General features: G+C 32.9%; 28 protein-coding genes. 5 read left to right on the plus strand and 23 right to left on the minus strand.

Annotated elements, in window-relative coordinates; all coding sequences use genetic code 11:
• Positions 1-43: 43 nt before the first annotated feature.
• The 8 genes from QLQ95_RS16955 to rsfS all read right to left on the minus strand — a co-directional run bounded on the left by QLQ95_RS16955 (position 44) and on the right by rsfS (position 6,793).
• Positions 44-1,102: a glycoside hydrolase family 130 protein gene (locus QLQ95_RS16955; protein ID WP_095930851.1), complete on the minus strand. Its 1,059-nt coding sequence runs from the start codon at positions 1,100-1,102 to the stop codon at positions 44-46.
• 65 nt (positions 1,103-1,167) lie between these two features.
• Positions 1,168-1,947, minus strand: coding sequence for a superoxide dismutase (locus QLQ95_RS16960; protein WP_095930850.1), 780 nt, complete (start codon positions 1,945-1,947; stop codon positions 1,168-1,170).
• A gap of 6 nt (positions 1,948-1,953) precedes the next feature.
• Positions 1,954-2,223: an acyl-CoA-binding protein gene (locus QLQ95_RS16965; protein ID WP_095930849.1), complete on the minus strand. Its 270-nt coding sequence runs from the start codon at positions 2,221-2,223 to the stop codon at positions 1,954-1,956.
• Positions 2,224-2,877: a phosphatidylserine decarboxylase family protein gene (locus tag QLQ95_RS16970; protein ID WP_095930848.1), complete on the minus strand. Its 654-nt coding sequence runs from the start codon at positions 2,875-2,877 to the stop codon at positions 2,224-2,226. It lies immediately after the preceding gene.
• Positions 2,867-3,757, minus strand: a complete 891-nt coding sequence (locus tag QLQ95_RS16975; RefSeq protein WP_095930847.1) for a phosphatidate cytidylyltransferase — start codon at positions 3,755-3,757, stop codon at positions 2,867-2,869. Before QLQ95_RS16975 ends, QLQ95_RS16970 begins: the two co-directional genes overlap by 11 nt.
• 1 nt (position 3,758) lies before the next feature.
• On the minus strand, positions 3,759-4,364 hold the full coding sequence (locus QLQ95_RS16980) for a lactate utilization protein B/C (protein WP_095930846.1): 606 nt from the start codon (positions 4,362-4,364) through the stop codon (positions 3,759-3,761).
• A gap of 116 nt (positions 4,365-4,480) precedes the next feature.
• Complete coding sequence (gene ftsH, locus QLQ95_RS16985) at positions 4,481-6,406, minus strand: ATP-dependent zinc metalloprotease FtsH (protein ID WP_095930845.1); 1,926 nt, start codon at positions 6,404-6,406, stop codon at positions 4,481-4,483.
• Positions 6,407-6,421: 15 nt separating this feature from the next.
• Positions 6,422-6,793 carry a ribosome silencing factor gene (gene rsfS / locus QLQ95_RS16990; RefSeq protein ID WP_095930844.1) on the minus strand — a complete coding sequence of 124 codons (372 nt, stop codon included), beginning with the start codon at positions 6,791-6,793 and terminating at the stop codon, positions 6,422-6,424.
• A gap of 92 nt (positions 6,794-6,885) precedes the next feature.
• Here rsfS and QLQ95_RS16995 point away from each other — a divergent pair, with 92 nt between their 5' ends.
• Positions 6,886-7,614, plus strand: coding sequence for a biotin--[acetyl-CoA-carboxylase] ligase (locus tag QLQ95_RS16995; protein WP_095930843.1), 729 nt, complete (start codon positions 6,886-6,888; stop codon positions 7,612-7,614).
• Positions 7,615-7,809: 195 nt separating this feature from the next.
• Here the strand turns inward: QLQ95_RS16995 and QLQ95_RS17000 are convergent, their stop codons facing one another.
• Both QLQ95_RS17000 and pyrE read right to left on the minus strand, forming a co-directional pair.
• Positions 7,810-8,202: an orotate phosphoribosyltransferase gene (locus tag QLQ95_RS17000; protein ID WP_095930842.1), complete on the minus strand. Its 393-nt coding sequence runs from the start codon at positions 8,200-8,202 to the stop codon at positions 7,810-7,812.
• Positions 8,203-8,382: 180 nt separating this feature from the next.
• Positions 8,383-9,027 (minus strand): orotate phosphoribosyltransferase, encoded by a 645-nt coding sequence (gene pyrE / locus QLQ95_RS17005; protein WP_095930841.1) that lies wholly within the window; start codon positions 9,025-9,027, stop codon positions 8,383-8,385.
• A 7-nt stretch (positions 9,028-9,034) separates the two neighbouring features.
• Between pyrE and QLQ95_RS17010 the strand changes: the two genes are divergently transcribed.
• Positions 9,035-9,673, plus strand: a complete 639-nt coding sequence (locus tag QLQ95_RS17010; RefSeq protein WP_095930840.1) for an NUDIX hydrolase — start codon at positions 9,035-9,037, stop codon at positions 9,671-9,673.
• Positions 9,674-9,768: 95 nt separating this feature from the next.
• On the opposite strand, the gene QLQ95_RS17015 is transcribed toward QLQ95_RS17010, so the two are convergent.
• The 6 genes from QLQ95_RS17015 to QLQ95_RS17040 form a co-directional block, all read right to left on the minus strand.
• Entirely contained in the window at positions 9,769-10,170 is a 402-nt protein-coding gene (locus tag QLQ95_RS17015; RefSeq protein ID WP_095930839.1) for a hypothetical protein, read from the minus strand.
• A gap of 231 nt (positions 10,171-10,401) precedes the next feature.
• On the minus strand, positions 10,402-11,142 hold the full coding sequence (locus QLQ95_RS17020) for a DUF6882 domain-containing protein (protein ID WP_482500738.1): 741 nt from the start codon (positions 11,140-11,142) through the stop codon (positions 10,402-10,404).
• A 55-nt stretch (positions 11,143-11,197) separates the two neighbouring features.
• Positions 11,198-11,428, minus strand: coding sequence for a DUF4287 domain-containing protein (locus QLQ95_RS17025; protein WP_095930836.1), 231 nt, complete (start codon positions 11,426-11,428; stop codon positions 11,198-11,200).
• 119 nt (positions 11,429-11,547) lie between these two features.
• A complete protein-coding gene (locus tag QLQ95_RS17030; RefSeq protein ID WP_482500740.1) occupies positions 11,548-12,468 on the minus strand; it encodes a hypothetical protein in 921 nt (306 codons plus the stop codon).
• Between the two features lie 303 nt (positions 12,469-12,771).
• A complete protein-coding gene (locus QLQ95_RS17035; protein ID WP_482500741.1) occupies positions 12,772-13,158 on the minus strand; it encodes a hypothetical protein in 387 nt (128 codons plus the stop codon).
• Positions 13,159-13,169: 11 nt separating this feature from the next.
• Positions 13,170-14,597 carry a hypothetical protein gene (locus QLQ95_RS17040; protein WP_482500742.1) on the minus strand — a complete coding sequence of 476 codons (1,428 nt, stop codon included), beginning with the start codon at positions 14,595-14,597 and terminating at the stop codon, positions 13,170-13,172.
• 224 nt (positions 14,598-14,821) lie between these two features.
• Between QLQ95_RS17040 and QLQ95_RS17045 the strand changes: the two genes are divergently transcribed.
• Entirely contained in the window at positions 14,822-15,241 is a 420-nt protein-coding gene (locus QLQ95_RS17045; protein WP_428238213.1) for a helix-turn-helix domain-containing protein, read from the plus strand.
• A gap of 186 nt (positions 15,242-15,427) precedes the next feature.
• Here QLQ95_RS17045 and QLQ95_RS17050 read toward each other — a convergent pair whose 3' ends face one another.
• Both QLQ95_RS17050 and QLQ95_RS17055 read right to left on the minus strand, forming a co-directional pair.
• On the minus strand, positions 15,428-15,928 hold the full coding sequence (locus QLQ95_RS17050; RefSeq protein WP_482500744.1) for a hypothetical protein: 501 nt from the start codon (positions 15,926-15,928) through the stop codon (positions 15,428-15,430).
• 161 nt (positions 15,929-16,089) lie between these two features.
• A complete protein-coding gene (locus QLQ95_RS17055) occupies positions 16,090-17,817 on the minus strand; it encodes a M14 family metallopeptidase (protein WP_482500746.1) in 1,728 nt (575 codons plus the stop codon).
• Positions 17,818-18,109: 292 nt separating this feature from the next.
• Here QLQ95_RS17055 and QLQ95_RS17060 point away from each other — a divergent pair, with 292 nt between their 5' ends.
• Positions 18,110-19,474 (plus strand): DEAD/DEAH box helicase, encoded by a 1,365-nt coding sequence (locus tag QLQ95_RS17060; protein ID WP_482500748.1) that lies wholly within the window; start codon positions 18,110-18,112, stop codon positions 19,472-19,474.
• 179 nt (positions 19,475-19,653) lie between these two features.
• A complete protein-coding gene (locus QLQ95_RS17065) occupies positions 19,654-20,097 on the plus strand; it encodes a hypothetical protein (protein ID WP_095927830.1) in 444 nt (147 codons plus the stop codon).
• 286 nt (positions 20,098-20,383) lie between these two features.
• On the opposite strand, the gene QLQ95_RS17070 is transcribed toward QLQ95_RS17065, so the two are convergent.
• The 5 genes from QLQ95_RS17070 to QLQ95_RS17090 form a co-directional block, all read right to left on the minus strand.
• Complete coding sequence (locus QLQ95_RS17070) at positions 20,384-20,962, minus strand: PhnA domain-containing protein (protein ID WP_095927829.1); 579 nt, start codon at positions 20,960-20,962, stop codon at positions 20,384-20,386.
• Between the two features lie 89 nt (positions 20,963-21,051).
• Positions 21,052-21,843: a hypothetical protein gene (locus QLQ95_RS17075; RefSeq protein WP_482500750.1), complete on the minus strand. Its 792-nt coding sequence runs from the start codon at positions 21,841-21,843 to the stop codon at positions 21,052-21,054.
• A 64-nt stretch (positions 21,844-21,907) separates the two neighbouring features.
• On the minus strand, positions 21,908-22,366 hold the full coding sequence (gene coaD / locus QLQ95_RS17080) for a pantetheine-phosphate adenylyltransferase (protein ID WP_026729362.1): 459 nt from the start codon (positions 22,364-22,366) through the stop codon (positions 21,908-21,910).
• Between the two features lie 128 nt (positions 22,367-22,494).
• Positions 22,495-23,187, minus strand: coding sequence for a DUF421 domain-containing protein (locus QLQ95_RS17085; protein ID WP_482500752.1), 693 nt, complete (start codon positions 23,185-23,187; stop codon positions 22,495-22,497).
• 45 nt (positions 23,188-23,232) lie between these two features.
• On the minus strand, positions 23,233-23,886 hold the full coding sequence (locus tag QLQ95_RS17090) for a zinc ribbon domain-containing protein (protein WP_141248108.1): 654 nt from the start codon (positions 23,884-23,886) through the stop codon (positions 23,233-23,235).
• Positions 23,887-23,934: the final 48 nt, after the last annotated feature.

The raw sequence follows: 23,934 nt of genomic DNA on the forward strand, positions 1-23,934 counted from the left end.
AGTATAAAATCTATGTTTCTATGTGTTAAATATTTTTTTGTTTTTAAATCTTTTTAAGCAACGAAAGAATCTCTTTAATAGAAAATGTTGCACCGCATACAAATTCATCAGAAGCGCCATAATAAACAGTTAGTGTATCGCCATCTGGTTCCACTATATGGCCGTTTGTAAAAACAACATTTCCAAAGAAACCGCTTAGCTCATAACTTGTTTTAGGAAACATAATAGGGGTTTCGGTTCTCGAAATCACTTTTGTAGGATCTTCTAAATCCAATAAAAAAGCACCTAAAGAATATTGGTGAAATTCGTTGGCTCCATGATAAATTTCGAGCCAGCCTAATTCTGTTTTTATCGGTGCCGCTCCAGCGCCAACTCTTTTGCTGTCCCAACTATCTTTTCTGGTTTTGACAATGCATTTATGATTTCCCCAATGAATTCCATCTGGAGAAGAAGCAATCCAAATGTAATTTCCGCCAATGTCTACACTACTAGGGCGATGAAGGGCATAAAACAAGCCGTTTATTTTTTCTTCAAAAATGGCACAGTCTTTATTGTGAGGAGGAAATATCAGTCCATGTTTTTCGAAATTCTTCCAATCGGTTGTGGTTCTTAAGCCAACGCCCACGCCGCTAGGAGAAACAGATGTAAAAGTGAGGTAATATTTTCCTTCAATGAAAGAAACCCTGCAATCTTCAATTCCGAACGTTTCTAATATTCCTTCGCCAACCAAATGCGGATAATCTTCAGGTTCATAAAATCGTTTTCCGTCTTCGCTGCATAATAATCGAATGTGCGATAAAGTGGTTAAATAATCTATTCCTTGATAATTAATGACGCGTGCATCTGTTGCGATAAGTTCAGGATGATCTTTTAAAATTTCAATAATCTGAATGGTTCCTGCTTCTGTTAATATCGGAAAAGAAATAATGTTTTCAATTTGTTTTGGTCTTTCGGCGACACGCACCGCTAGCCAGATTTTGTTTTGAAACTCAAATACGCCCGGATTCAATAGACAGGTAATTTCGAGACCTTCTCTGCTTGGCGGTATATCCGACGGCGATAATATTGGGTTTTCGGTAAAACGATTGGCAATGTCTTTCATGATCTTCGTTTAAGTACCTAAAAGGTATAAAAAAAAGCTGATACTTAATTGCATCAGCTTTTTTTCTATACTTTTTTAACCTTTTTGAGTGCTTCAACGTAATATTCGTTCACTTTTTCCCAATTTATATGATTGTAAAAAGCGTCAATATAACTGCCTTTTCGGTTTTGATAATCTAAATAATATGCATGTTCCCAAAGATCAATTCCCATAATCGGAGTTCCAGGAATCAAAGCATTCTTCATCAATGGATTATCTTGATTGTCTGTTGTGGTAATTTGTAATTTACCATATCGGTCTACAACCAGCCAAACCCATCCAGAACCAAACTGCTTTTCTGACTGTGCTTTAAATTGATTGGTCAGATTGTTAAAAGAACCAAATTCTTTATTAATAGAACCTGCAAGCGTATCTTTTGGAGTCTGCTCTTTTGGTGTCAGAATATTAAAATAAAGCGTATGATTGTAATATCCTCCAGCATTCTGACGGAGTTTTAAATTCGTAAGAGGCATTTTTTTTAAAATGTCTTCAATAGGCATATTTTCAAACTCAGTCGAAACAATCTCTTTATTAAAAGCGTTGGTGTACGACAGGTAATGTTTTGAATAATGTGTTTCTAAAGTTAAGGTTCTAATGTCGGGAGCAAGACCGTCATAATTAAATGGCAGTTTTGTCATTTCAAAAGAGCCAGGATCGGCTTTAACATCATTTGGTGAACCAATAGTAATTTTTTCTTCTTTTGTTGGAAGAGGAACTTCAACTACTTCTGTCAGTTTATCTTCTTTACAAGAAAATAATAGTAAAAATGAAGTTAAAGTGCTTAAAATAACAACGTTTTTCTTCATAATGTTTTATTTTGATGTTAATGAATTGATGATCTCGATATAATTTTCTTTGGCTTCATCTACAGACATGTGGCTAATTTGCATCCAAGCATTGGTTTTAAAAGCATCTCTTAAATCAAAATTTTCAGATTGATTATAAACTGCTGTTCCAAAAGTAGCCTGTTTGTAAAAAGCGTAAAGTCTTAACTGCACGTCTTGCGGCAGCGAAGCCTGAGTCATAGTCAATGCAACTTCTACAGCTTCAGCAAAGCGAATATCTAAATCTTTATCAGTCATTTATGCTTTTGTAGCAATAATTGTTTTTCCACCAATTGCTTTTTGATTTAACTCCACATTGATTGATGTACCTAAAGGTAAAAATAAATCGACTCTTGATCCAAATTTAATGAAACCAGCGTCAGTTCCTTGAACAACCTGCATTCCCTCTTTAGCATAATTTACAATTCTACGAGCCAATGCACCAGCAATTTGTCTATATAAAATCGCGCCGAAAGTTTCATTTTCAATTACTACTGTAGTTCTTTCGTTTTCTTCACTTGCCTTAGGGTGCCAAGCAACAAGGAATTTTCCAGGGTGGTATTTGCTAAATTTAATGATTCCATCCATTGCGTAACGTGTTACGTGCACATTGATTGGCGACATAAAGATAGAAACCTGTAAACGTTTATCTTTAAAATATTCTCCTTCATAAACTTCTTCAATAACCACCACTTTTCCATCTACTGGAGCAAGGATATGATCACTGTTTCTAATTGCAATTCTTTTCGGATTTCTGAAGAATTGTAAAATAATAATTAAAATTACAAGCGCTGCAAATTGCACAAGCATTCTCAGCCAAGCAATATCAATGAATTTATCAGCAATTAAAAGTACAGCTACAGTAAATACAGTACCTAATAAAATGGACGGGCCTCCCTCTTTATGAAACATAATATAAAATTTGATAAAATAAAAATATAATTGGTGCTACAAATATAACACTATCTAATCGATCTAGAATACCTCCGTGACCAGGCATTATCGAACCGCTGTCTTTTATACCTGCAATTCGCTTAAATTTGGATTCTATTAAGTCTCCAATAGTTCCAAAAATGCTGACAATTAATGCAATAATAGTCCAGATTAAGATTGATGTGTTGCTAAATTCAGGTTTAGGCTGAATATAGAGTTTAGAAATCAAAAAACCGGCAAAAGCAGCAAAGACAACACCACCCAGAAAACCTTCAATTGTTTTTTTAGGAGAAACTCGCTCAAATAATTTGTGTTTTCCCATTGATTTTCCAACTAAATAAGCAAAAGTATCATTGGTCCAGATTAAAACAAATAAACCAATAATAATTTTCGGATTATAATCATTTGTTCCAAAAGAGATTTTTACAATAAATACAAAAGGAAGCGTAATATATCCAAGCAGATATAGGTATTTTGAAGAAGTGCTAACTTTTTGAACCGAATCGTAAAATAAGAATATGATGCATTTTATTGAAACGACAATAGTTATAGCCAGAAGAATTAAATCGAGCTGTTTAATATTGGTTTCTAAGCTAATGTTAGTGTTAAAGGTATCGTTAAGAAACTTGGTTGTCTGTTTGTTGTAATGACTTATCAAAACAATTGAAGCATAAACTAAAGTTCCAAAAAGAATAGAGAACACTTTGTTTAAGTTTACGATATTAGAAAACTCGTATATCGTGATAATTAAGAAAACGCCAAAAAGAGTAATGAAGCTTTCGGTAGAAAACAATATCGAAGTTAGTAATAAAGCGATATAAACAGCACCAGAAATGGCCCTCTTCAGTGTTTCGTTCATCTTAAAGATCTTCTAAAAGCAGTAAATAAAGGTTTTTCGCAACACTTCCGTATTGTGTAAAATCTTCGTCTTTCGCTTTTTCGAAATATTTTATTGTAGTGATATTAGTAGGATAGTCTCTTTCGTATTTTCGTTTTATAGCGCTTAATCCGTCGCTTTTCATTGGAAGGATTTGGCTTGTGGTTGCTATAATAACAATATTTGCAGGTAATTCGTTTGGTTTATTTTGTCTGATTTGTTTTGATGAAAATAAGATAGAACCTTCATCGGCTATAAGGTTTTCGCAGCTAGCCAATAAAAATTTTGGGTTAGTTGGAGCGATATAAAATAATTTATTTTCTTCCAGTAGGCCAAATAAGCCTTGCTCATAGCATAAAACTTCATTCTCGAACCAGTCGTTTTCTTCTAAAATGTTTTCAAACTGTTCAGCAACTTCTCCCATGTTTTCGCAATACAAGAACTTTCCTCCATTTTTTTTGAAGTTGAAAATAAATTGCTCGTCTAAAGATAAATGACTGTTCTGCGCAGATGAACCTGCATATTCGCTTTCGTTCTCTTCGTCAGAAGCGGCTTCACTAGAGCCAAATATTTTTTTGAAAAAATTCATTTTTTATATGAAATGCTTTACATGTTAGTTGAAAACGTTCAAAGATAAAAAAATCTTAATTCAAAAGGGACTTTTGAATTAAGATTTTAAAAATTTATTACGTTTTTCGTAATTATTTATGAAACTACTTCTTCTAAATTTTTGTCAAAAGTACGTTTTCCGAATATGTTTTCTAAGTCATCTTTAAAGATTACTTCTTTTTCAATCAGAATATCAGCAAGTTGGTTTAACTTGTCTTTGTTTTCCTCTAAAATCTGAATCGCTCTTTGATATTGACCTTCGATTAACTCTGAAATTTCTTTATCAATAATTTTTGCAGTTTCATCAGAATACGGTTTAGAGAAATTGTATTCATTTTGTCCAGTTGAATCGTAATACGTAACGTTTCCAATTTTATCGTTCAATCCGTAAATAGTTACCATTGCACGGGCTTGGCGTGTTACTTTTTCTAAGTCGCTTAAAGCACCAGTCGAAATTCTATCGAAAGTTACTTTTTCAGCCGCTCTACCGCCCATAGTTGCACACATCTCGTCTAACATTTGATCTGTTCTTACGATTTGTCTTTCTTCTGGTAAATACCATGCAGCTCCTAAACTTTGCCCACGAGGAACAATTGTAACTTTAATAAGTGGAGCAGCATGCTCTAACATCCAACTTACAGTAGCGTGACCAGCTTCGTGAATTGCGATTGCTCTTTTTTCGTCTGGAGTAATGATTTTGTTTTTCTTCTCAAGACCACCAATAATTCTATCTACAGCATCAAGGAAGTCTTGTCTGTCAACAGCCGCTTTGTTGTTACGAGCAGCGATAAGTGCAGCTTCGTTACAAACATTAGCAATATCAGCACCAGAGAAACCTGGAGTTTGTTTTGCTAAGAAATCTAAATCAAGACCTTCAACTTTTTTGATAGGAGCTAAGTGTACTTTGAAGATTTCTGCTCTTTCGCGAATGTCTGGTAAGTCAACAAAAATTTGTCTGTCAAAACGTCCTGCACGCATTAAAGCTTTGTCTAAAACGTCAGCTCTGTTTGTTGCTGCCAAAACAATTACGTTAGAGTTTGTACCAAAACCATCCATTTCTGTTAGTAATTGGTTTAAAGTGTTTTCTCTCTCGTCGTTTCCGCCAGACATATTGCTTTTTCCTCTTGCTCTACCAACAGCATCAATCTCATCAATAAAGATAATAGCAGGAGATTTTTCTTTTGCTTGTTTGAATAAGTCACGTACACGTGAAGCACCAACTCCAACAAACATCTCAACGAAATCTGAACCTGATAAAGAGAAGAACGGTACTTGCGCTTCACCAGCAACAGCTTTTGCCAATAAAGTTTTACCAGTTCCCGGAGGTCCTACCAATAAAGCTCCTTTTGGAATTTTACCTCCAAGATTCGTGTATTTTTCAGGGTTTTTAAGGAATTCAACAATTTCCTGAATTTCTTCCTTAGCACCTTCTAAACCAGCCACATCTTTAAACGTAGTTTTGATATCTGTTTTTTCGTCAAAAAGTTTCGCTTTAGATTTTCCGATATTGAAAATCTGTCCGCCACCTCCAGCGCCTCCGCCAGACATTTTACGCATAATAAAGATCCATACACCAACAATGATGATGATAGGAAGTAAGCTGATTAAAATATCGCTCCAGTTATTTTTTTGAAGGAAGTTGAAATCTTTCAGTTTCCCCTCAGTAACTGCTTTTTCTAATTTAGTTTGAAAGATTTGATCGTTACCAATTTCCAAAGTATAATGTGGACCTTTGTTTGGTTGTTTGAAAATATCTTCAGCTACTTTTTTGTTTGCTGGGTCTTTAAGAGCCGCAGCATTTAAATATACCTCAGCTTCTGCTTTGTTGTAAACAATTACTTTTTCAATCTGGCCTTTTTCCAAAAGCGTATTGAACTTAGAAGATGTTAATTGAGCAGGTTCGCTTAGGCTTGATCCTCCTGTAGCAAAACTTATGAATAAAAAAACTAAAAGTATTGCGGTATATATTAACCAAGGACTTATTTTAAATTTATTCGGATTTGGATTATTATCTTTAGCCATTTAATGAAAGTTTCTTTAGTATTTGTTCTCGATTGAAGTTATTTTGGCATCGCCCCAAAGGCTTTCGATGTTGTAATATTCGCGAATGTGCTTCTGGAAAACGTGTACCACAATGTGTACATAGTCCATAAGAACCCATTCTGCATTATCTGTTCCTTCTACGTGCCAAGGTTTATCTTTTAAGTCTTTTGATACAATTTTTTGAATTGAGTTTACGATGGCGTTAACTTGGGTGTTTGAGCTACCATTGCAAATAACAAAATAGTCGCATACAGCTGTATCTATTTCTCTTAAGTCAAGAATATCGATATCATTTCCTTTTACTTCCTCAATCCCTTTGATTATGTTCGCCAGTAGAACATCATTATTAATAGTCTTTTTCGCCATGAATTATTTTATATGAATTTGTAAAGTTACCAAATTTTGTGATTATTTTTGAACCTTAACAAAATATTAAATTAAGATATTTAAATTATTTAATGAAACTAATCAAACTCGATGCCATAGATTCTACAAATGACTTCTTAAAAGCTTTGTCAAGTCAGGATGAACTGGAGAATTTTACAACGGTAACAGCTGAAAATCAGACAAAAGGGAAGGGGCAAGTTGGAGGCTTATGGAAGACTGAAGCTGGTAAGAACTTAACTATGAGTGTCTTGGTGAAAGATTTTCTGTTTAATAACGACGAAGTTTTTAATTTAAGCGTCTTGGTTTCTTTATCGGTTGCAGAGGTTTTAAAATCGTTAAATATTCCTAATATATGCATTAAATGGCCAAACGACATTCTGTCATACAATAAGAAGTTGGTTGGCATATTAATCGAAAATACCTTAAAAAGCGATGGCAGAATCGTGTCAGTTGTCGGAATCGGAATCAATGTCAATCAAACCGATTTTGACGAATTGCCAAATGCTTCTTCGTTGGCAGTAATTTCAGGAAAAACTTTTGACAAGGAAGAGTTGGCAATCTTAATCGTTGAAAAACTAAAAGAAAAAATTCAATCTTGGAACACCTCATCGCAGACTTTCTGGGATGACTATTTTAATTTTTTATTTAAAAAAGGAATTCCAACTGCATTTAGAGACAATAATAACCAAGATTTTATGGGAATCATTCAAGGCGTTTCTCTAATGGGAAAACTGCAGGTTTTGTTGGAAGATGATTCTGTTGCAGAGTTTGAGATTAAAGAGGTTAAAATGCTTTACTAAGTTGCTAAGGTTCTGAGATGCTAAGATTTTAAGTTTTTTATTTTAATCTCGCAAAGTCGCAAAGGCGCTAAGTTATTAATGTTTTATCTTAAAAAAAAATCTTTGCGTCTCTGCAGCTTTGCGAGAGCATAAAAAAAATGCCCAACAAAAGTCGGACATTTTCATTTATAATTCACAATTAATAATTTACCATTATTAAAGCTTGTGCATATTGTTTGCTAAAGTTTCAATAAACTTACTGATTGGACCTTTAACCATCATCGCCATCATAGCGTTGAATTCTCCTTCAAAGAACAATTGAACAGCACTTTCTGAATCAGAAATAGTATCAATGTTTGAAGTTAGTGTAAACGGAAGTTTATCACTTGCAGCACCCAAAACAATTTTGTTTGGAGCTACTTTATCTTTCATTTTCAATTTGATTTCAGGCATCCCTTTCAATCCAAAAATAAAAGCGTCTTCGCCAGTCACTTCAAATTTAGCGATATTGTCTGGCATTAATTTTTCAAAATTCTTTACGTCAGTCAGTTGATCAAATAAATCCTGTGCTGATTTCTGAACAGTAACTTTTGGACTTTCTAAGTTCATATTGTTTTTTGTTTTGTTTTTTACTGCAAATGTTTTTTTACCGCAAAGGGCGCAAGGTTTTTTTATATACTTTGACTTTATTTAAGTTCGCAAAGCTGAAATTTTAAATAAAATTCCAATTTTTTTAAATCCCAAATTCCAAAAGGGGCAAAGCGACTTTAAAATCTAAAATCTAAAATCTTACTCCTGTCCCCAAGTAGATGGGCTAACGCTCCATTCTTGAAGAGTAGATTGCTGATCTTCTGTAATGTATTGTTTTTGAACTGCTAAGTCTAATAGGTTCTCGTAGTTGCTTAAGGTGAATAAATCAACATTAGCTTCTTTGAAGTTTTCTTCTGCAACGCCAAAACCGTAAGTAAAGACAGCCGCCATACCTTTAATGTTTGCACCTTCGCTTCTTAAAGCTTCAACAGCCATCAAACTGCTTTTTCCAGTACTAATTAAATCTTCGACAACTACAACATTTTGTCCTTTTTGCAAAAAACCTTCCACTTGGTTTTGTCTACCGTGTTTTTTTGGCTCCGGACGCACATATACGAATGGAAGACCTAAACTTTCGGCGACCAAAATTCCCACCCCAATGGCTCCAGTAGCAACACCAGCAATCACATCAGGTTTTCCAAATTGTTTTTCGATGTTCTTAGCAAACTCATCACGAACATAGTTTCTGATGCTCGGAAATGAAAGAATTAACCTATTATCGCAATAAATAGGAGATTTCCAACCAGAAGCCCATGTAAAAGGATTTTCGGGATTCAATTTAATTGCATTTATTTGCAAAAGCAATTCGGCTGTTTTTTCGGCAGTATCTTTATTAAAAATCATAGTACAAATGTATAAAGTTTTTGTAAACGACAAACCACTTTTTTTGACAAATGAAATCTCGCGCGAAACAGATTTCCAATTGTTCTTGTTGGAGAGTATTGATATCGAACAGCTTATTATAAAAATTTTTCAAAATAAAATTCAAAAAGCCATTCTATATCATCCCGACGAAAGTGAGATCATGAAAACCCTTAAAGCCAAGATTCCGGTAAATAAAGCGGGCGGAGGCTTTGTCTACAATAAGAAAGGCGAAGTCTTGTTTATCTTTAGAAACGGAAAATGGGATCTGCCAAAAGGCGGAATCGAGAAAGGGGAAGACATTGAAGCGACGGCTATGCGTGAGGTAGAGGAGGAGACAGGAGTAAACCAGCTTCGTATTACGAATAAACTTCAAAAAACCTATCATATCTTTAAACGCAACGGAAAATACAAACTCAAAATCACGCATTGGTTCGAAATGCAGTCTGATTTTGAAGGAACCCCACACGGACAAATCGAAGAAGGAATAGAAAAAGTTGCCTGGTTAAATCCAGAACAAATCAAAGAAGCACTAAAAAATTCCTACGAAAACATTAAATTGTTATTTGAAGAAGATAAAAGTGCTCCTGTAGATCTAAAGTCAAAAAAGGAAAATTTAGAATCTTAATTTAGATTTCTGAAATAACATCAAAAAGCCCAGTAACAAATTATTGGGCTTTTTTAATATCATAAAATGATAGAGGAATTCTAAAAGAACTTACTTTATCTGTTTGTAATAAATAAAGTAGGTCCGCAGATTCCTTTTTCGCTCTCACCAATAGAATTAATCGATCCTTTCTCAAAATCAGCTTTAAAAGTTAGACTTATCGTTTCTTGGTTAGTGTTTCCGTTTACAATTATACTTCCAGCTGGCTGTGCTTCAATACTCCACTGAATGGTCGTAGCATTTAATGAGCTATTGTATTTAAAAGTCAAAGTAGATTTTGGCTTTGCAATACAACTTGCATTATTGTCCTTGTCAAAAAAAACTGTACTACCAGAAATGTAACAGTAAGTTCCCTGTAAGTTAGAAGGTGTGCTAAATTTACTGATTGCTTCATCTTTTTCATCATTCGAACATGAAACAATGAAAATTGTGGCAAATACTATAGATAATTTTTTCATTTTACTTTTGTTTAAAGTTCTATACTATCAGTAAAATATATTGTAAAAGGTTGCGTCTAGAAAGCAAAATTGTTAATGTTATGGCGTGCCACCAATAAAAAAAAGACCCAATAAACTTTGCGTTCATTGGGTCTTTTTTTATTGCTGTCGGGCTTTCGCTTCCGCCGCGGAGGATTGGCTCTATCCCTCACGCGGGCAATCAGCCTTAAAGATTATTTAGTTATTCGAAGTTTAAGAATTACCATTTAAGCTTGTCAAAAGATTATTTTCGTTAAAAACGGCATTAATGATATTTCCGTCTTTTTCTGCTTTAACTTCATTTCCGTTTGGAGTCAATTCGTAACCTTTTTGAGAAAGATAATTGGTAAAAGCATTTTTGTGGTTTTGAATTTCAAATATCGAAATCAATTCTGGGAAAACAGTCAGAATCCTAGACAATTCCTCACTTTCAGAGCTGTCAATTGCATCATCTTTTATCGTAACCACCATTGTTCCTTGACTGTAATTTCCAAGATAATAACCGCTCAAATTAAACATTTCAGTGGCAATCATTCCTATTAAATGCAAATCGTTTTGTACAGCATCAAATTTTCCAACGCTTAATAATTCTATATTATTTTCTTCGCCATATTGCTTTAATAAAAGCGCCTGTTGCATAACAGATTCGGCATAACCGCCCGCTTTATTTTCCCAAAGCCATAGCCAAGTTTCTGACGAATGAGAAAACGACCCCAAAACCTGCATTGGAAAAGTAAGATGGTCTCCAAAAGTAATTTCTTCCTTGTTCATGTCAACATTCCAAGAAAGTCCACCCGTTACATTATATAGATTTCTTTGTTTTTCTAAAGCTAAAGCTCCATATTTTTCTAAAAAATCATTTTCAGAGGTAAAATGCTTAGCAATATTTAGCTGATTTGTATTTGATTCTGTATTTTCTTCTTTCTTTTTAAAAAGATTATTGAATAGTCCCATTTTTTTGTGGCTTGTATAATTATAAAATTAAAATTCTTGATTTTCTAGCTAAATTTTATTCACTATCCTCATTTTTAATGCCTTTTAGGAGAGCATAAATGGCCATTGCATGCCCTTGTCCTAAAGCAAAATCATTTTTAAGCCAGTTTACAATATCTCCGGCTTTTACTTCTGCTTTTAATTCTCCGTTTGAGGTAAATCCTTTTTGTTCCGCGAGAGTTCTAAATTCAGCTGGACCATTTCCTGTTTTTTCTTTAATCGTTTTTAGATATCCTTGAAATGACATAAAATAGAATTTAAATAGTTAAGCAAGACGAATGTACAAATTAAAGTAAGATTAGTATTCGCTTTTCAAAATTTCTTTAGCTCAACTTTGTCAAGCAAATGGTGTTTGGAACTTTTTTATCACTTATAAGTATATAGATATTCAGTTCTAACTGTTAAGGGGCTATATTTTGTGCTGTAGCGCACATTTGTAATAGTTTTTTTCTCTAAAAGATTTTTGTCATTTATCACATAATCATATTTAATATGATTATTATGTAACCCAGGATTACTGGGTACAGAAATAGTTCTGTATTCTGATATCAGGTTTTTAGAAAAGCTAAATAATGCGTCCCCTTCGCCAGTTGTAAGCCCAACTGTATACCCAATAAAGTATTTATTAAGTTTCCATTTTTCTCCATATAAAAATTTACTGTAGTCATATTCGTTTTTTAACGAGCTGTAAGAGTAAGTTGTTGTATTTGAAGACATATCGGGATCAAATGATGTAGAACTTACTATATTGCCATTATCATAGTTGTATTCTTTCGAATAGGAACTTGGTTTATTGATTCTTTTGGGTTCTTGGTTTGAGTTTAGTAAAAACTCTGAAGAATTCATGAAATTATTCTTGTAATAAACAGAAGAAACAATTTTATCAGTCAGGTACATAAAAGTAAATTTATCATCGAGATTATTGGTTTCGCTATTTGGTAGGTCTCTTTGGCTGTTAATTTCAACAATTCGTTCTTCGTTATCATAATAAAAAGTAGTTACAGTGTAGAGATTTTCGGGGTATTGATAACGTACTGCTTTAGAAAGTAGTCCTTTGCTATTGTAACTGTAATTCTCATAATTTTCTTCACTTCCGTTGCCAGAATACGTAAAATTTGTTAGTTTATCATTAGAAAAATGCATGATCTTAGAATAAAGAAAAACATCATCTCGATACTCATTTACCTTAATAGTTGACAGACTATTACTGGTTTCGTTGCCAATTACCTCATCGTTTACACAGGAAACAGCTGTAAACCCTAGTAAAAACAAAATAAATTTTTTCATTTTTTTTATCTTTTAAGTTATACACTTAAGTAAAAAAAATATGAAAAGGTTGCGCTTAATCCTTAAATGAAATCGATAGTAAAGCAGCAAAATTTCTTGATAACAGTTTAAATAAGACTTCGAAGAATAGAAGGAGATCTTTTATTTTTTCTAGGATATAGAAAAGCCTAATAAAATTGTTTTTTATTAGGCTTTTAATTTTGATTGTATTAACGAGCGGGACGCTCGTGTTATTAGGGCTGTTACTTAATCACTTTAAAATTTGCCAACATATGACTATTAAAAACTTTGCTTTCATCTTTTTTAATTACAATATATTGTTCTAAAAACTATGTGGTCTACTGGATAAAAGATACCTTTTTTCTTTACATAAATGTAATAATTAGGCTGTTTGTTAATGTTATCATTTTTTACAATCTCTTCCAATTGTTTCCTAGTTGTATTAACTTTTAGTTTAAGATTTTTATTAATCCGAAAAGAAATAAAAGTCACTTTTGTTTTGTTTAATACTATTTCAAAACCTACAATTGTATCTTTATCTGCGTATTTTTTATATAAGATTCCATCAATCTTTTTATCATACTTAAAAACATAAACAGGATTTTTAATATTTTTCAATTGACTAGAAGTTTGTTGTGCGAGCATTTTTAAACTTGTCAGCATAATGATTGTTAAAACTATTGCTTTCATTTATAACATTTTTAATTGCAGTTATTTGGAACACTTTTTCTCCATGCTTCATATGTATTTTCAATATCAGCTTTTTCATTCGGAGTCATTTTATCCCACATACTTGTTTCTTCTAAACCAATCCAAACAATTGATTGATATTGCTTTTCTGTTAAGTTTTTATCAACTTCTTTTAAAAACGATACAAGAACATCTCTATATTTTAAAGCCATAAATTCATGTTGAGCTCCTCCTTTATATTTTAAATAATATTCTAGTAATTCATTTCTATTTGAAGAGTTCGCTATATTCGCCAATTCTTTCTTGTCTATAACCCCATCCGTTCTGGCTAGATCAAAAAGCTGTCTAAGCATCTCAGCATGGATTATTTCATGCATAAAAGTTCTAGCAATATCTAACATAGGTCTATTCAGCTCTTTATCGTTAAATGCAATTACTATTTCAGAATTTACTGGCGGAAATGTTTTAGCATTGAAGCCTTCTAGTCCAACATTCCCGGCAGTTAATTTTAAATTGGCAACAGAAAATTCACTATCAAATTTTTTTAAATAGGTTTGAAATGTTGGCGATCCACCTAATTTTTCAAACACAGAAAACAAACAAGGATTATTTAAAAAAGAAGAATCAGTAATAATTGTCTCTAATAAATTACTTGTGCCTGCATAGCTCTTTCCGTCACTTGTATAATAATGAGCCGTGCGCTGTAATATTATAGCATCTCTATCTCCTGATCCATCGCAAGGGTAGGGCAAGATAGTAGTCGTTCTTGTAACCTTAACGCCTAAATATTCAACAGATAAAATTTTTGGACCTAGACTCACTATTCGCCAACGGTCTTGAGTTTGTTCTACGACTTGAGTATATGTCCCGTCGCACAACGGTATTTTTTTGGTAATGTTTGACGAAACATAAATCGAGCTTATTGTTTCAGTTAAAAAGTCTAAAGTATGGTTCTCAGAAATATTTCTGGCATTTCCGTGATCAATTGCAATAGAACCCAGATTTTGCCCATCTAATGAAAATACATTAAAAATTCCTCTAAATTTATCCAGCTTTGTGATTGTTTTAGAATAGGCATTACTATCATTGTAACTAAAAATTTCAATGAAATAGTTTTTTTGTTCGCCTTCTGACTCAATTGAGATTAATTGATAATTTACTTCAGCTTGTAGAAAGCTGCTTTGCAGTTTACTAGGAAATTTCTCTTTTACATCAAATTCTAATATTGCAGCATTCTTGTTTTCTGTCTTTAAGACATCATTCCAGTTAACCTCAATATTTTCTGCAATATTAACATTGCTAAATTTCTCAAGACGCAGCTCCTCTTTTAGCTGGCTTAGACTGTCTTTCTTTTCTATCTTATCATTCTCTTCGTTTGTACAAGACAGCATTAAAAATAATAAAAAGGCACCTGTTAGATAATTTGTAATTCGGCTCATAATTAGATTGGTTTTAAGGTTATTAAAAAAGCCAATATATAAGTTTTTTATTACATTTTTATATTTTTAAGAAAAATATTACTTTTTTTAAAGTAGACAAAAAAACAAATTGACGAGAACGGCCATGTTTAAAAGAAAACCATAGATATTTAGTAATTTTTTATTTTTAAGTATTTCATGTCTCAAAAATCGTACTTTTGTTTAATAAGCAATACATTACAATTATGAGCACATTTACAAAACCAAGCCATATAGGAAGAAAAATTAGCCGAATTCGTGAACTTCGTGACATGAAGCAAGAAGCTTTGGCGCAGGCTTTAGGAACAAACCAACAGGCGATTTCTGCTTTAGAAAATAGTGAAACGATAGATGATGAAAAGCTAAAACAGATTGCAAAAGCTTTGGGAGTAAATGTTGAAGCGCTGAAAAACTTTTCAGAGGAAGCGGCGATTAATTATTTCAATAATTTCTACGATAATAGCGCACAAGGACAAATATTAAATAACTCTTGCAATAATCTTACTTTTAATCCTTTAGAGAAATTGATTGAAGCTTACGAAGAAAATAAAAAGCTTTACGAACGTTTGGTTCAAGCTGAAAAAGATAAAGTGGAGTATTTAGAAAAAATATTGAAGGATAAATAAGATTTTTTGTTCTTTTTTGAAATTGAAAAGCCTAATAAAATTGTTTTTAGTAGGCTTTTTAATTTGTTTATTGTCGCTGGCGCTAGAGTCGTGCTCCTTTTAGTTTTGACTTAGATTTCGTTCACGAGCGGGACGCTCGCGCTAGGAGGGTTTATCGGTTTCCTTTTGTAGCACTAGCAAAGTTGGTTAGGATTTTATGTCGGCAATTTTCTCTTTTACATTTTTTATTCGATCTGCCAAACCTTCAGCAAATTCGGGAATTATACTAATAGCTTTATCAAAAGCCTTCAAAGCATTTTCATAATGTAATACTGCTATATCATAGTGGTTTGACTTTGTACGATCATATCGATATATATAATAAGCCAGTTCGCTTTCAGCTACTCCTAACATACTATAATTAATAGCTTGGTCAACATCATGACTTATTAAGTAATTGAGGTCAATTATTGCTGTTTCTAAATGCTCTTTTGGTGCTGATGTAGTCAAAGATGCTTTAATTCGGGTTTCACGAGCATCGATACTTGTGCTATCTATTTCAATTACTTTAGTTACACTGCCATAAGCTTTTCTTAAGTTTCCAGACTCAATTTCTTGCTTTGCTTTAGTTATATAACTATTGTAATCCTGGGCGTTTGTAAATGATGTAATAAATAATAATATTACTAAAATGTATTTCGTGTTCATAGTCTACATATAGTTTAATTAATTCATAGTTTAATATTTGTCAAAGTTCGAAACGTTGGTAAAGTTTTAATCGCGAAAGCTTTGTGATCTTAACGTTTTTCAAGACCCTCAAAATCAAAAAATCTTAGCGCACTTTGCGTTAAAAAAAAGCAATAAAAAATCTACAAAACCCGATAAACAGGATACTGCATATGCGCCTTTTCATAATAAACAGAATGTTTGTAAATCCAATCCAGTTGCGCTTGAGAGTTTTTAGCAAACTCGTGATCGTTTTGTTTTTTAGTTTCTAATTCTGCTTTAAGAGACGGGTTTTCTTTTAATAGTTGTCCAGCAGTATCTTCAAAAATATATTCTGAGTAATGTTCTTTTTGCTGCAAAATTGGATCGAAGAAATTCCAATTAAAGAACGAATCAACGCCTTCTGGTTCAAAAGCCTCTAGAAGATATTTTACGCCTTTTTGGTTTGTTGGAACGATGTAATCTCCTTTGGCGAAAGCCATTTTAACGATTTTAGAAGTTACACTTGTATTTCTGTGCAAATAATGCCCTTCGTAAGCAGATGGAACCGTTTTAAAGTCGGCAATTCTATAGCTTTCGACTTCTATAATCGTATCGTTTTTAATTGGTTTAAACGAGATATTATTGTTTTTCAAAAGATCAATAATATTCCAATATCCTCTCGGTACAATATAAGCCGTAGGAATCGCCACTTCTTTAACCGATTTAAATTCTTTAATGTACGGAACATCTTTTTTATACGGTTTGCTTCGGTCATAATACAAACGATTTCCTGTTGTAGCGTCGCTTTTTTTGTAACCGGCTTCATAACCTAAAAACGAAAAAGTGGTAGCTTTTGTACTGTCCATTTCCCATTTTAAAGTGTATGATTTTTTTGGCTGATATTGCTCTAAGTTTTTTACTCTTAAATCTTTTATTTTTTGATAATTCGCATCGGTAAAATCCAAAGTCGATTTCATGTATTCGTAGGTCATTTTTACACGTTCGGCATATTTTTTAAGCATGTGTGTTTCGACCACAAAACCAATCGTATTAAATAGCGAAGTATACCCCGTTGTATATCGCGGACTATCCACAAATTGCCCAAAACCTTTATCTGGAGTATCTTTAAACGAATCGACATAAGGCGTAGTTTCGATTTTCTTTTTCTGAAGGTCTTTTACCAAAGCCGGCATCATTTCATTATTCATAAAATCACCCAAAACAGTTCCCAGTTTGTTATGCTGCGTCATAATGTACGTCAATTTGTATTGATAATCAGAACCATTGCTTACGTGATTATCGATAAAAACATCGGCGTTTATTTTCTGAAAAATCTCCACAAAACTCTTTGTATTTCGCGTATCCGATTTCATTAAATCACGATTCAAATCGTAGTTTCTCGCATTTCCTCTAAAACCATAAATCTCAGGTCCGTCCTGATTGGCGCGCGTTGTCGAATTTCGGTTTAAAGACCCGCCAATATTATAAACCGGAATGGTAACCAAAACAGTGTTTTTAGGCGCTTTTATTTTTCCTGTTGCCAAATCTCTGTAAAACTGCATGGTTGCATCGATACCGTCTGGTTCTCCAGCGTGGATTCCGTTATTTACAAATAGAACAGCTTTGGTTTTTTGGATTTTGTCAAAATCAAATTCCTTGTCAGGATTGAAGGTAATCATGTGTAAAGGTTCACCAGAATCGGTTAGTCCCATTTCTTTCATTTGAATAGTCGGAAAATCGGCAGCGAGCATTTTGAAATACGTAATTGTTTCTTGATAAGTTGCCGATTGGTTTCCGTTTCCTTTCTCAAAAAAAGTATCGTATTTTTTATTGTTTTGAGCAAAAAGAGTAATGGTGAAAAGTGAAAATAGAATGGTAAAAAGTTTCATGGTTTTGGTTTTAATAGAAATCAAATATAGTAGTTTTATTTGTTTCAAGTTTCAGGTTTCAAGTTTGATATACTTTGTGTGTAGTTTTACCGCAAAGAGCGCAAAGGTCTACGCAAAGGTTCGCAAAGTTTTAAAAACATAGCTTTGCGAACTTTGCATTATTATAAAGCCTCACATGAAAAAAACTTAGCGTTCTTTGCGTTAAAAATTATAGACAAAGTATATCAAACTTGAAACTTGAAACTTGAAACAAGAAAAAACTTGAAACAACTTTTTTCCCTACTTTTGCAAAATGAATAAAAAACACCATTCCAACGATATACTTTCGAATTTAGGGATTAAAAGCCTAAACGAAATGCAGGAAATGGCACATGATGCTATTTTAAACGAAAACAATACTTTATTACTTTCTCCAACAGGATCTGGAAAAACATTGGCTTTCCTACTTCCGATATTGGAATTGTTGCAGCCAGAAGTGTTGTCTGTTCAATGTTTGATTTTGGTTCCGTCACGCGAATTGGGACTTCAAATTGAACAGGTTTGGAAAAAAATGGGAACGCAGTACAAAGTCAATATTTGTTATGGCGGGCATTCAATAGAAACTGAAATCAAGAATTTAAGCAATCCTCCAGCGGTTTTAATTGGAACGCCTGGAAGAATCGCCGATCATATTGAAAGAGAAACTTTTAGAACCGATAAAATTCAGACTTTAATTTTGGATGAATTTGATAAATCGCTTCAATTAGGGTTTCACGAACAGATGTCTTTTATCATTGGAAGATTATCGAAAGTAAACAAAAGAGTTTTGGTTTCGGCGACTTCTGATATTGAAATTCCGAAATATACGCGAGTTGTAAATCCGGTTGTTTTGGACTTTATTCCAGAGGAAGAAGAGAAAACCAATCTTTCGATGAAAATGGTGATTTCGCCAGCAAAAGATAAACTGCAAAGTTTATTCAATTTGATTTGTTCTTTAAAATCAGAATCGGCAATTATTTTCTGTAATCATCGTGATGCTGCAGAACGCATTAGTGATACTTTAAACGGAAAAGGAATCTATTCGGTGTATTATCATGGCGGAATGGATCAGGAAGAACGTGAGCGTGCCTTAATTCAGTTTCGAAACGGAAGTGTTACGTATTTGGTTACAACCGATTTGGCTGCGAGAGGTTTGGATATTCCAGAAATGAAACATGTTATTCATTATCATCTGCCTTTAAAAGAAGACGAGTTTACACACCGTAACGGACGTACAGCGCGTATGCAGGCAACAGGAACGGCGTATGTAATTATTCACGAAAGTGAAAAACAATTAGACTACATTGATTACGAAATGGAGGTTTTGGATGTTGAAGGTAAAGTTTCTTTGCCAAATCCGCCTCAATTTCAGACTATTTATATCAGCGGCGGTAAAAAGACCAAACTGAACAAATTTGATATTGTTGGATTCTTTTCGCAAAAGGGAAAACTAGAAAAAGACGATTTAGGTTTGATTGAAGTAAAAGATTTTGTTTCGTTTGCAGCGGTAAAATACAATAAAGTAAAAGATCTTCTGAAGAATATTAAGGATGAAAAAATGAAAGGGAAGAAGTTTAAAATAGAAGTCGCTCGTAATGTCATCAAGAAAGAAGAAGAGGAGAAGAGAGGGAAGTATTGATTTCTGATTTTGGATTTTGAATTTTGGAATTTACAATATTTATTTTATTGTATTTCAATAGTTTAGGATTGCTTGGCTAAGTTTTACAATTTTATGTTAAAAAAATAACGAATTGATAGGTGTTTTTTCAATATTTCTGTGTTTTTTTGTGTTCGTAAAATTGTAACCCCAAATACTATATGAAAAAGATTATTACTCTTGCCGCATTGTTTTTTACTTTTATTTCGTTTGCACAGGTTAAGGTTCTAGAAACGGTTCCTGTAGAAAAATTAGGAAAAGTAAATAACAACTACATTCAGAAAATTGGTGACGAATACACTGTGTATTACACTATTGTTCAAAGTGATGACGATTCGACTTTGAGAAAATTTTCATTTAAGAACATCGATAATGCTTATAACGCTTTATACAACATTATCATGGGCGGATTTACAGCTTCTCCGTTGTACGATATCAAATTAGAGTTACCTAACAACTACATTTGGTTACACTACACAGGAAATGTGGTTCCAGACAAAGCTACAGTTCAGTTTATGGTTTCTGGTAAAGAAAGAGACGCAGCAACAAACAACGTTTCTGAGCCATTCGTAAAAGATCAGATCAATAAATTATTTCAAAAATAATTTTCGATTAAAAACAATATATTTAAAAAGCCCGTTCAGTTTTATGGACGGGCTTTTTTTGTTTAAAGTTTCAGATTTTAAGTTGATATACCTTGTCTTTGAATTTACCGCAAAGCTCGCTAAGTTTTTTTTCTAATTTTAGGCTTTATAAAAGCGCAAAGTTAGCAAAACTTTGTGGATAAAACTTTGCGAACTTTGCGTAAATCATTGTGTGCTTTGCGGTTAAATAGTTAGTATTCTAAAAAAAACTTAGAATCTTAGCACCTCAGAACCTTAGCAACTTTATCTAAATCTTCTTCACATACTGTGTAATAATCACAATCTGTTGACCATCTACTTTTCCTTCAATGTATTCGGCGTTTTCGTGGTCTAAACGGATGTTTCTAACAGCAGTTCCTTGTTTGGCAACCATGCTAGAACCTTTTACCTTAAGATCTTTAATTAAAACTACAGAATCTCCATGTTGTAGTACCACGCCGTTGCTGTCGCGGTGAACTAGTTTATTTTCGTCGTCTTCGCCTTCTCCTGTTGCTTTTGCCCATTCTAATATATCTTCATCTAGGTACATCATATCTAGCAATTCTTGTGGCCATCCTGCAGCGCGCATACGGCTTAACATTCTCCAAGCTACAACTTGTACAGGAATATTTTCGTTCCACATACTGTCGTTAAGACATCTCCAGTGATTTAAATCAACGTTGTCTGGATTTTCAATTTGGTCAATACAAGTGTTACAGGCTAATACAGCTTCATCAATTCCGCCTTTTTTGGTTGGCAGGACTTGATAAACTTTTAAATTCTCTTCATTACCGCAAAGTTCACATTTAGATCCGCTTCGTTTGCTTAATTCTCTTTCGATGCTCATTATTTATTGTTTGTTTTAAAAATGCGAAATTACTTATAATTTGCTTCGCTGGCAAGTTTATAAAGTGAAGAATAAATAAAATAGTTTTTTTATTGATAATCTTCTTTTTGTATATCAAAATGATAGTTTAAATCATAATAATCATTTAGTGTTTTTGCGATATGAGCTTTACCAATATTTGTAAGCCTTTCATAATAATCAATTGCATTTTGTGTTTGGAGATATTTTCTTTCATCTTCACTGAGTAATGCTTTCCTATTTTCAAAAAGATCAATAGTATAACTATTGAAATGAATGCCATTGAGCATTCTTGAATCAATATTTTTTTGACTAATTATTTTTGAAAACTTTTCCGTCACCACTTCATTTTTTAAAGATTCAATAATATCTTTTTTCAGCATATTATTTTCTTTTTGATAATTATAAGTAGTTTGAATTATTCTTTCTACTTGATTTTTATCGAAAGGAAAAGCAGTAGGGTCGAAACTATTTACTATTGCATTCATAGTAGCTTCTAAAAAATCGCGAGGATGACTATCAGTAATATGAAAACTAATGAAATTAATGTCAAATTTTAAATAAACTCTATTCCCTGTAAGGGCAGAAACATGAGCTAAAAAAAAACTTAATGCCTCTTCAATATATGGTTTATGCCCAAAATTGTTTGGAATTTGTTCCTCAGTAATATTCCAAATTACTTCATTTGTGTTGGTTGGTGAATTTGATATAGATAATTCAACATGGGCATATTTACCTCTTCCTGAAAATTTTGCTACGACACCAGTTCCTTCTACTGTACTGTAGTCCCATTGCAGTAATTTATCTTTTATCCTAAAAAGAGATATAGCATAAAAATTATAGTGCAAAGTATTTGACTTCATAATTGTTTAAATAAAAAGAATAATCGGTTTCCTAGGAAAATAGAAATTGTAAAATTTAATTCAATTATTTTTTCACTCTAACCGCATCTGGAACCAGCATCTCATATTCGCCACCATGGCGCAATACATCACGCACAATGCTCGAACTGATAAATGAGGTACTTGCAGCTGTCAATAAGAAAACAGTTTCTATTTTAGACAGTTTTCTGTTGGTATGTGCAATGGCTTTTTCGAATTCGAAATCGGCTGGATTACGTAGGCCTCTTAAGATGAAATTGGCTTTTTCTTTTTTAGCCAAATCAATTGTTAGTCCTTCATAAGTAATTACGGAAACTTTTGGTTCGTCTTTGAAAGTTTCTTCAATAAAGCGTTTTCTTTCTTCTAGTGAAAACATGTATTTTTTTTCGGCATTAACACCAATGGCAATCACAATTTCGTCAAATAGAGGAATTCCTCTTTTGATAATGTCTTCATGTCCTAACGTAATTGGGTCAAATGATCCTGGAAATATGGCTTTTCGCATTTCTTTAAGTTTCTAAGGTTGTGGGATGCTATCCCGATAGCTATCGGGACTAAGTTTTATTTGGATGGTGCTGAATCTTAGTTTTTCTTTGTTTTTGAATTTGGAATTTTTCTTTTTTTGAATTTATTTTAAGTTATTCTAAGGGTATTTATCGCTTCGACCCATTCTTCTCTTTTACATACGTCACACTTTGCTGTTCCTTTTTTAACTTCTTGTGTGTGTCCGCAGAAAGAACAAGCATAGATTCCGTCGGTTGGAATGAATTTGTTCTTAGCATTAAACAATGAAGGCAAAATAGGGAGTCCGTATTTTACATTTTCGTCGGGATAGTAAAAAACACTTATTTCACCACTTGGTTCTATAAAAGCATGTTTTACTTGTCCTAAATGTTCTATTGATTTTACACGAAGTTCTGAGAAAAATTCGTCTTGTGCCAAAGTTTCTTTTTTAAAACTCGATATAGAAAATTTCCCATCATTAATTAAACATTCCGTTTTGCCTTCTATAAACTCTTCGAATTTTTTGCTTTTTCCAGTAAGCCATGTCACAGAACGGTACAAAATAATAATGACCAAAAAGACAATTGCTGCCGGAACGATTCCGACATCTTCATAAAACATAGGATCGCCAGCAGCAGAACCTAATGCAATTATGATTACAGTTTCGAAAATTGATAATTGTTTAACACCTCGTTTACCAGCCAGTTTAAGCGTTAACAGTAAAATGGTGAACATTACTGTCGAACGAAATATTACTTCCAAAAGAAAAACTTCTGGCAATTCGTTAAAAAACAGTCTATTCCATTCGAAGATTTCTTTCATTTTTTTTAAGGTGCTAAGGTTCTAAGTTGCTGAGATTCTAAGTTTTTATTTTGTTGCTGGAATTTTGTATTCAAGTTCTTTCGCTTCTAATGGGTATTTAGCTCGTTTGATTTTTATTATTTCATTATTATCATAAAGTTCAATGATTGCTTTTTTTGAATAAGATACTTTTCGATCTGAATAGTTTTCATTTTTATCTAAATCATCTAATTCGTAAGGCATATAAGCATCAAAATCATTATGTGTTGTAAAAATGCTGTCGGTTGTTATTCTATCTATTTTAAAAGATGAATAATAACCGTTTGAAAACTTTAAATTATAAACATCACCTACCTGAGGTTTTTTTATTAAAATTGCTGTTTTGTTATTGTTGTTAATATAAGTATTTATACTATAAATAATGGCTAAAAGCATTATAATGCTTCCAGAAAACATCCAAACTGAACTTTCTAATTTTTGATTTCGTAATTTTTCTTGTGCGTTGGAAGATAAATCATTGTAATCAAATAAAATTTCACAGTTACCACATTGTACATTTACATATTTCCCGACGGGAAAAAGAGGAATCATAGTAATATGAGTATACGTTTTGTATATACTAAAATGCAGTGTGTTTTTAATCTCGCATTTGGGACATTTTTCATTTGAAATTATCCCATTTTTCACATTTGAATCTCGAGTTCCGACTAGAAAGAGCATATTTTATTAAGGTTCAGAGAGGCAAAAAATTAAATTGTTTTATAAAAA

Source organism: Flavobacterium sp. B330r (assembly GCF_056824325.1).

What these genes read in the sequence shown, in the direction of transcription:
- pyrE (WP_095930841.1), bottom strand. Translation starts at nt 9,027, where the DNA reads ATGATTTTTAATAAAGATACTGCCGAAAAAACAGCCGAATTGCTTTTG.
- QLQ95_RS17000 (WP_095930842.1), bottom strand. Translation starts at nt 8,202, where the DNA reads ATGAACTTAGAAAGTCCAAAAGTTACTGTTCAGAAATCAGCACAGGAT.
- QLQ95_RS17030 (WP_482500740.1), bottom strand. Translation starts at nt 12,468, where the DNA reads ATGAAAAAATTTATTTTGTTTTTACTAGGGTTTACAGCTGTTTCCTGT.
- QLQ95_RS17010 (WP_095930840.1), top strand. Translation starts at nt 9,035, where the DNA reads ATGTATAAAGTTTTTGTAAACGACAAACCACTTTTTTTGACAAATGAA.
- QLQ95_RS17075 (WP_482500750.1), bottom strand. Translation starts at nt 21,843, where the DNA reads ATGAAGTCAAATACTTTGCACTATAATTTTTATGCTATATCTCTTTTT.
- QLQ95_RS17015 (WP_095930839.1), bottom strand. Translation starts at nt 10,170, where the DNA reads ATGAAAAAATTATCTATAGTATTTGCCACAATTTTCATTGTTTCATGT.
- QLQ95_RS17025 (WP_095930836.1), bottom strand. Translation starts at nt 11,428, where the DNA reads ATGTCATTTCAAGGATATCTAAAAACGATTAAAGAAAAAACAGGAAAT.
- QLQ95_RS17090 (WP_141248108.1), bottom strand. Translation starts at nt 23,886, where the DNA reads ATGCTCTTTCTAGTCGGAACTCGAGATTCAAATGTGAAAAATGGGATA.
- QLQ95_RS16955 (WP_095930851.1), bottom strand. Translation starts at nt 1,102, where the DNA reads ATGAAAGACATTGCCAATCGTTTTACCGAAAACCCAATATTATCGCCG.
- QLQ95_RS17035 (WP_482500741.1), bottom strand. Translation starts at nt 13,158, where the DNA reads ATGAAAGCAATAGTTTTAACAATCATTATGCTGACAAGTTTAAAAATG.
- QLQ95_RS17020 (WP_482500738.1), bottom strand. Translation starts at nt 11,142, where the DNA reads ATGGGACTATTCAATAATCTTTTTAAAAAGAAAGAAGAAAATACAGAA.
- QLQ95_RS17060 (WP_482500748.1), top strand. Translation starts at nt 18,110, where the DNA reads ATGAATAAAAAACACCATTCCAACGATATACTTTCGAATTTAGGGATT.
- QLQ95_RS17040 (WP_482500742.1), bottom strand. Translation starts at nt 14,597, where the DNA reads ATGAGCCGAATTACAAATTATCTAACAGGTGCCTTTTTATTATTTTTA.
- QLQ95_RS16965 (WP_095930849.1), bottom strand. Translation starts at nt 2,223, where the DNA reads ATGACTGATAAAGATTTAGATATTCGCTTTGCTGAAGCTGTAGAAGTT.
- QLQ95_RS17085 (WP_482500752.1), bottom strand. Translation starts at nt 23,187, where the DNA reads ATGAAAGAAATCTTCGAATGGAATAGACTGTTTTTTAACGAATTGCCA.
- coaD (WP_026729362.1), bottom strand. Translation starts at nt 22,366, where the DNA reads ATGCGAAAAGCCATATTTCCAGGATCATTTGACCCAATTACGTTAGGA.
- QLQ95_RS16980 (WP_095930846.1), bottom strand. Translation starts at nt 4,364, where the DNA reads ATGAATTTTTTCAAAAAAATATTTGGCTCTAGTGAAGCCGCTTCTGAC.
- QLQ95_RS16970 (WP_095930848.1), bottom strand. Translation starts at nt 2,877, where the DNA reads ATGTTTCATAAAGAGGGAGGCCCGTCCATTTTATTAGGTACTGTATTT.
- QLQ95_RS17070 (WP_095927829.1), bottom strand. Translation starts at nt 20,962, where the DNA reads ATGAGCATCGAAAGAGAATTAAGCAAACGAAGCGGATCTAAATGTGAA.
- QLQ95_RS16995 (WP_095930843.1), top strand. Translation starts at nt 6,886, where the DNA reads ATGAAACTAATCAAACTCGATGCCATAGATTCTACAAATGACTTCTTA.
- QLQ95_RS17055 (WP_482500746.1), bottom strand. Translation starts at nt 17,817, where the DNA reads ATGAAACTTTTTACCATTCTATTTTCACTTTTCACCATTACTCTTTTT.
- QLQ95_RS17050 (WP_482500744.1), bottom strand. Translation starts at nt 15,928, where the DNA reads ATGAACACGAAATACATTTTAGTAATATTATTATTTATTACATCATTT.
- ftsH (WP_095930845.1), bottom strand. Translation starts at nt 6,406, where the DNA reads ATGGCTAAAGATAATAATCCAAATCCGAATAAATTTAAAATAAGTCCT.
- QLQ95_RS16960 (WP_095930850.1), bottom strand. Translation starts at nt 1,947, where the DNA reads ATGAAGAAAAACGTTGTTATTTTAAGCACTTTAACTTCATTTTTACTA.
- QLQ95_RS16975 (WP_095930847.1), bottom strand. Translation starts at nt 3,757, where the DNA reads ATGAACGAAACACTGAAGAGGGCCATTTCTGGTGCTGTTTATATCGCT.
- QLQ95_RS17045 (WP_428238213.1), top strand. Translation starts at nt 14,822, where the DNA reads ATGAGCACATTTACAAAACCAAGCCATATAGGAAGAAAAATTAGCCGA.
- QLQ95_RS17065 (WP_095927830.1), top strand. Translation starts at nt 19,654, where the DNA reads ATGAAAAAGATTATTACTCTTGCCGCATTGTTTTTTACTTTTATTTCG.
- rsfS (WP_095930844.1), bottom strand. Translation starts at nt 6,793, where the DNA reads ATGGCGAAAAAGACTATTAATAATGATGTTCTACTGGCGAACATAATC.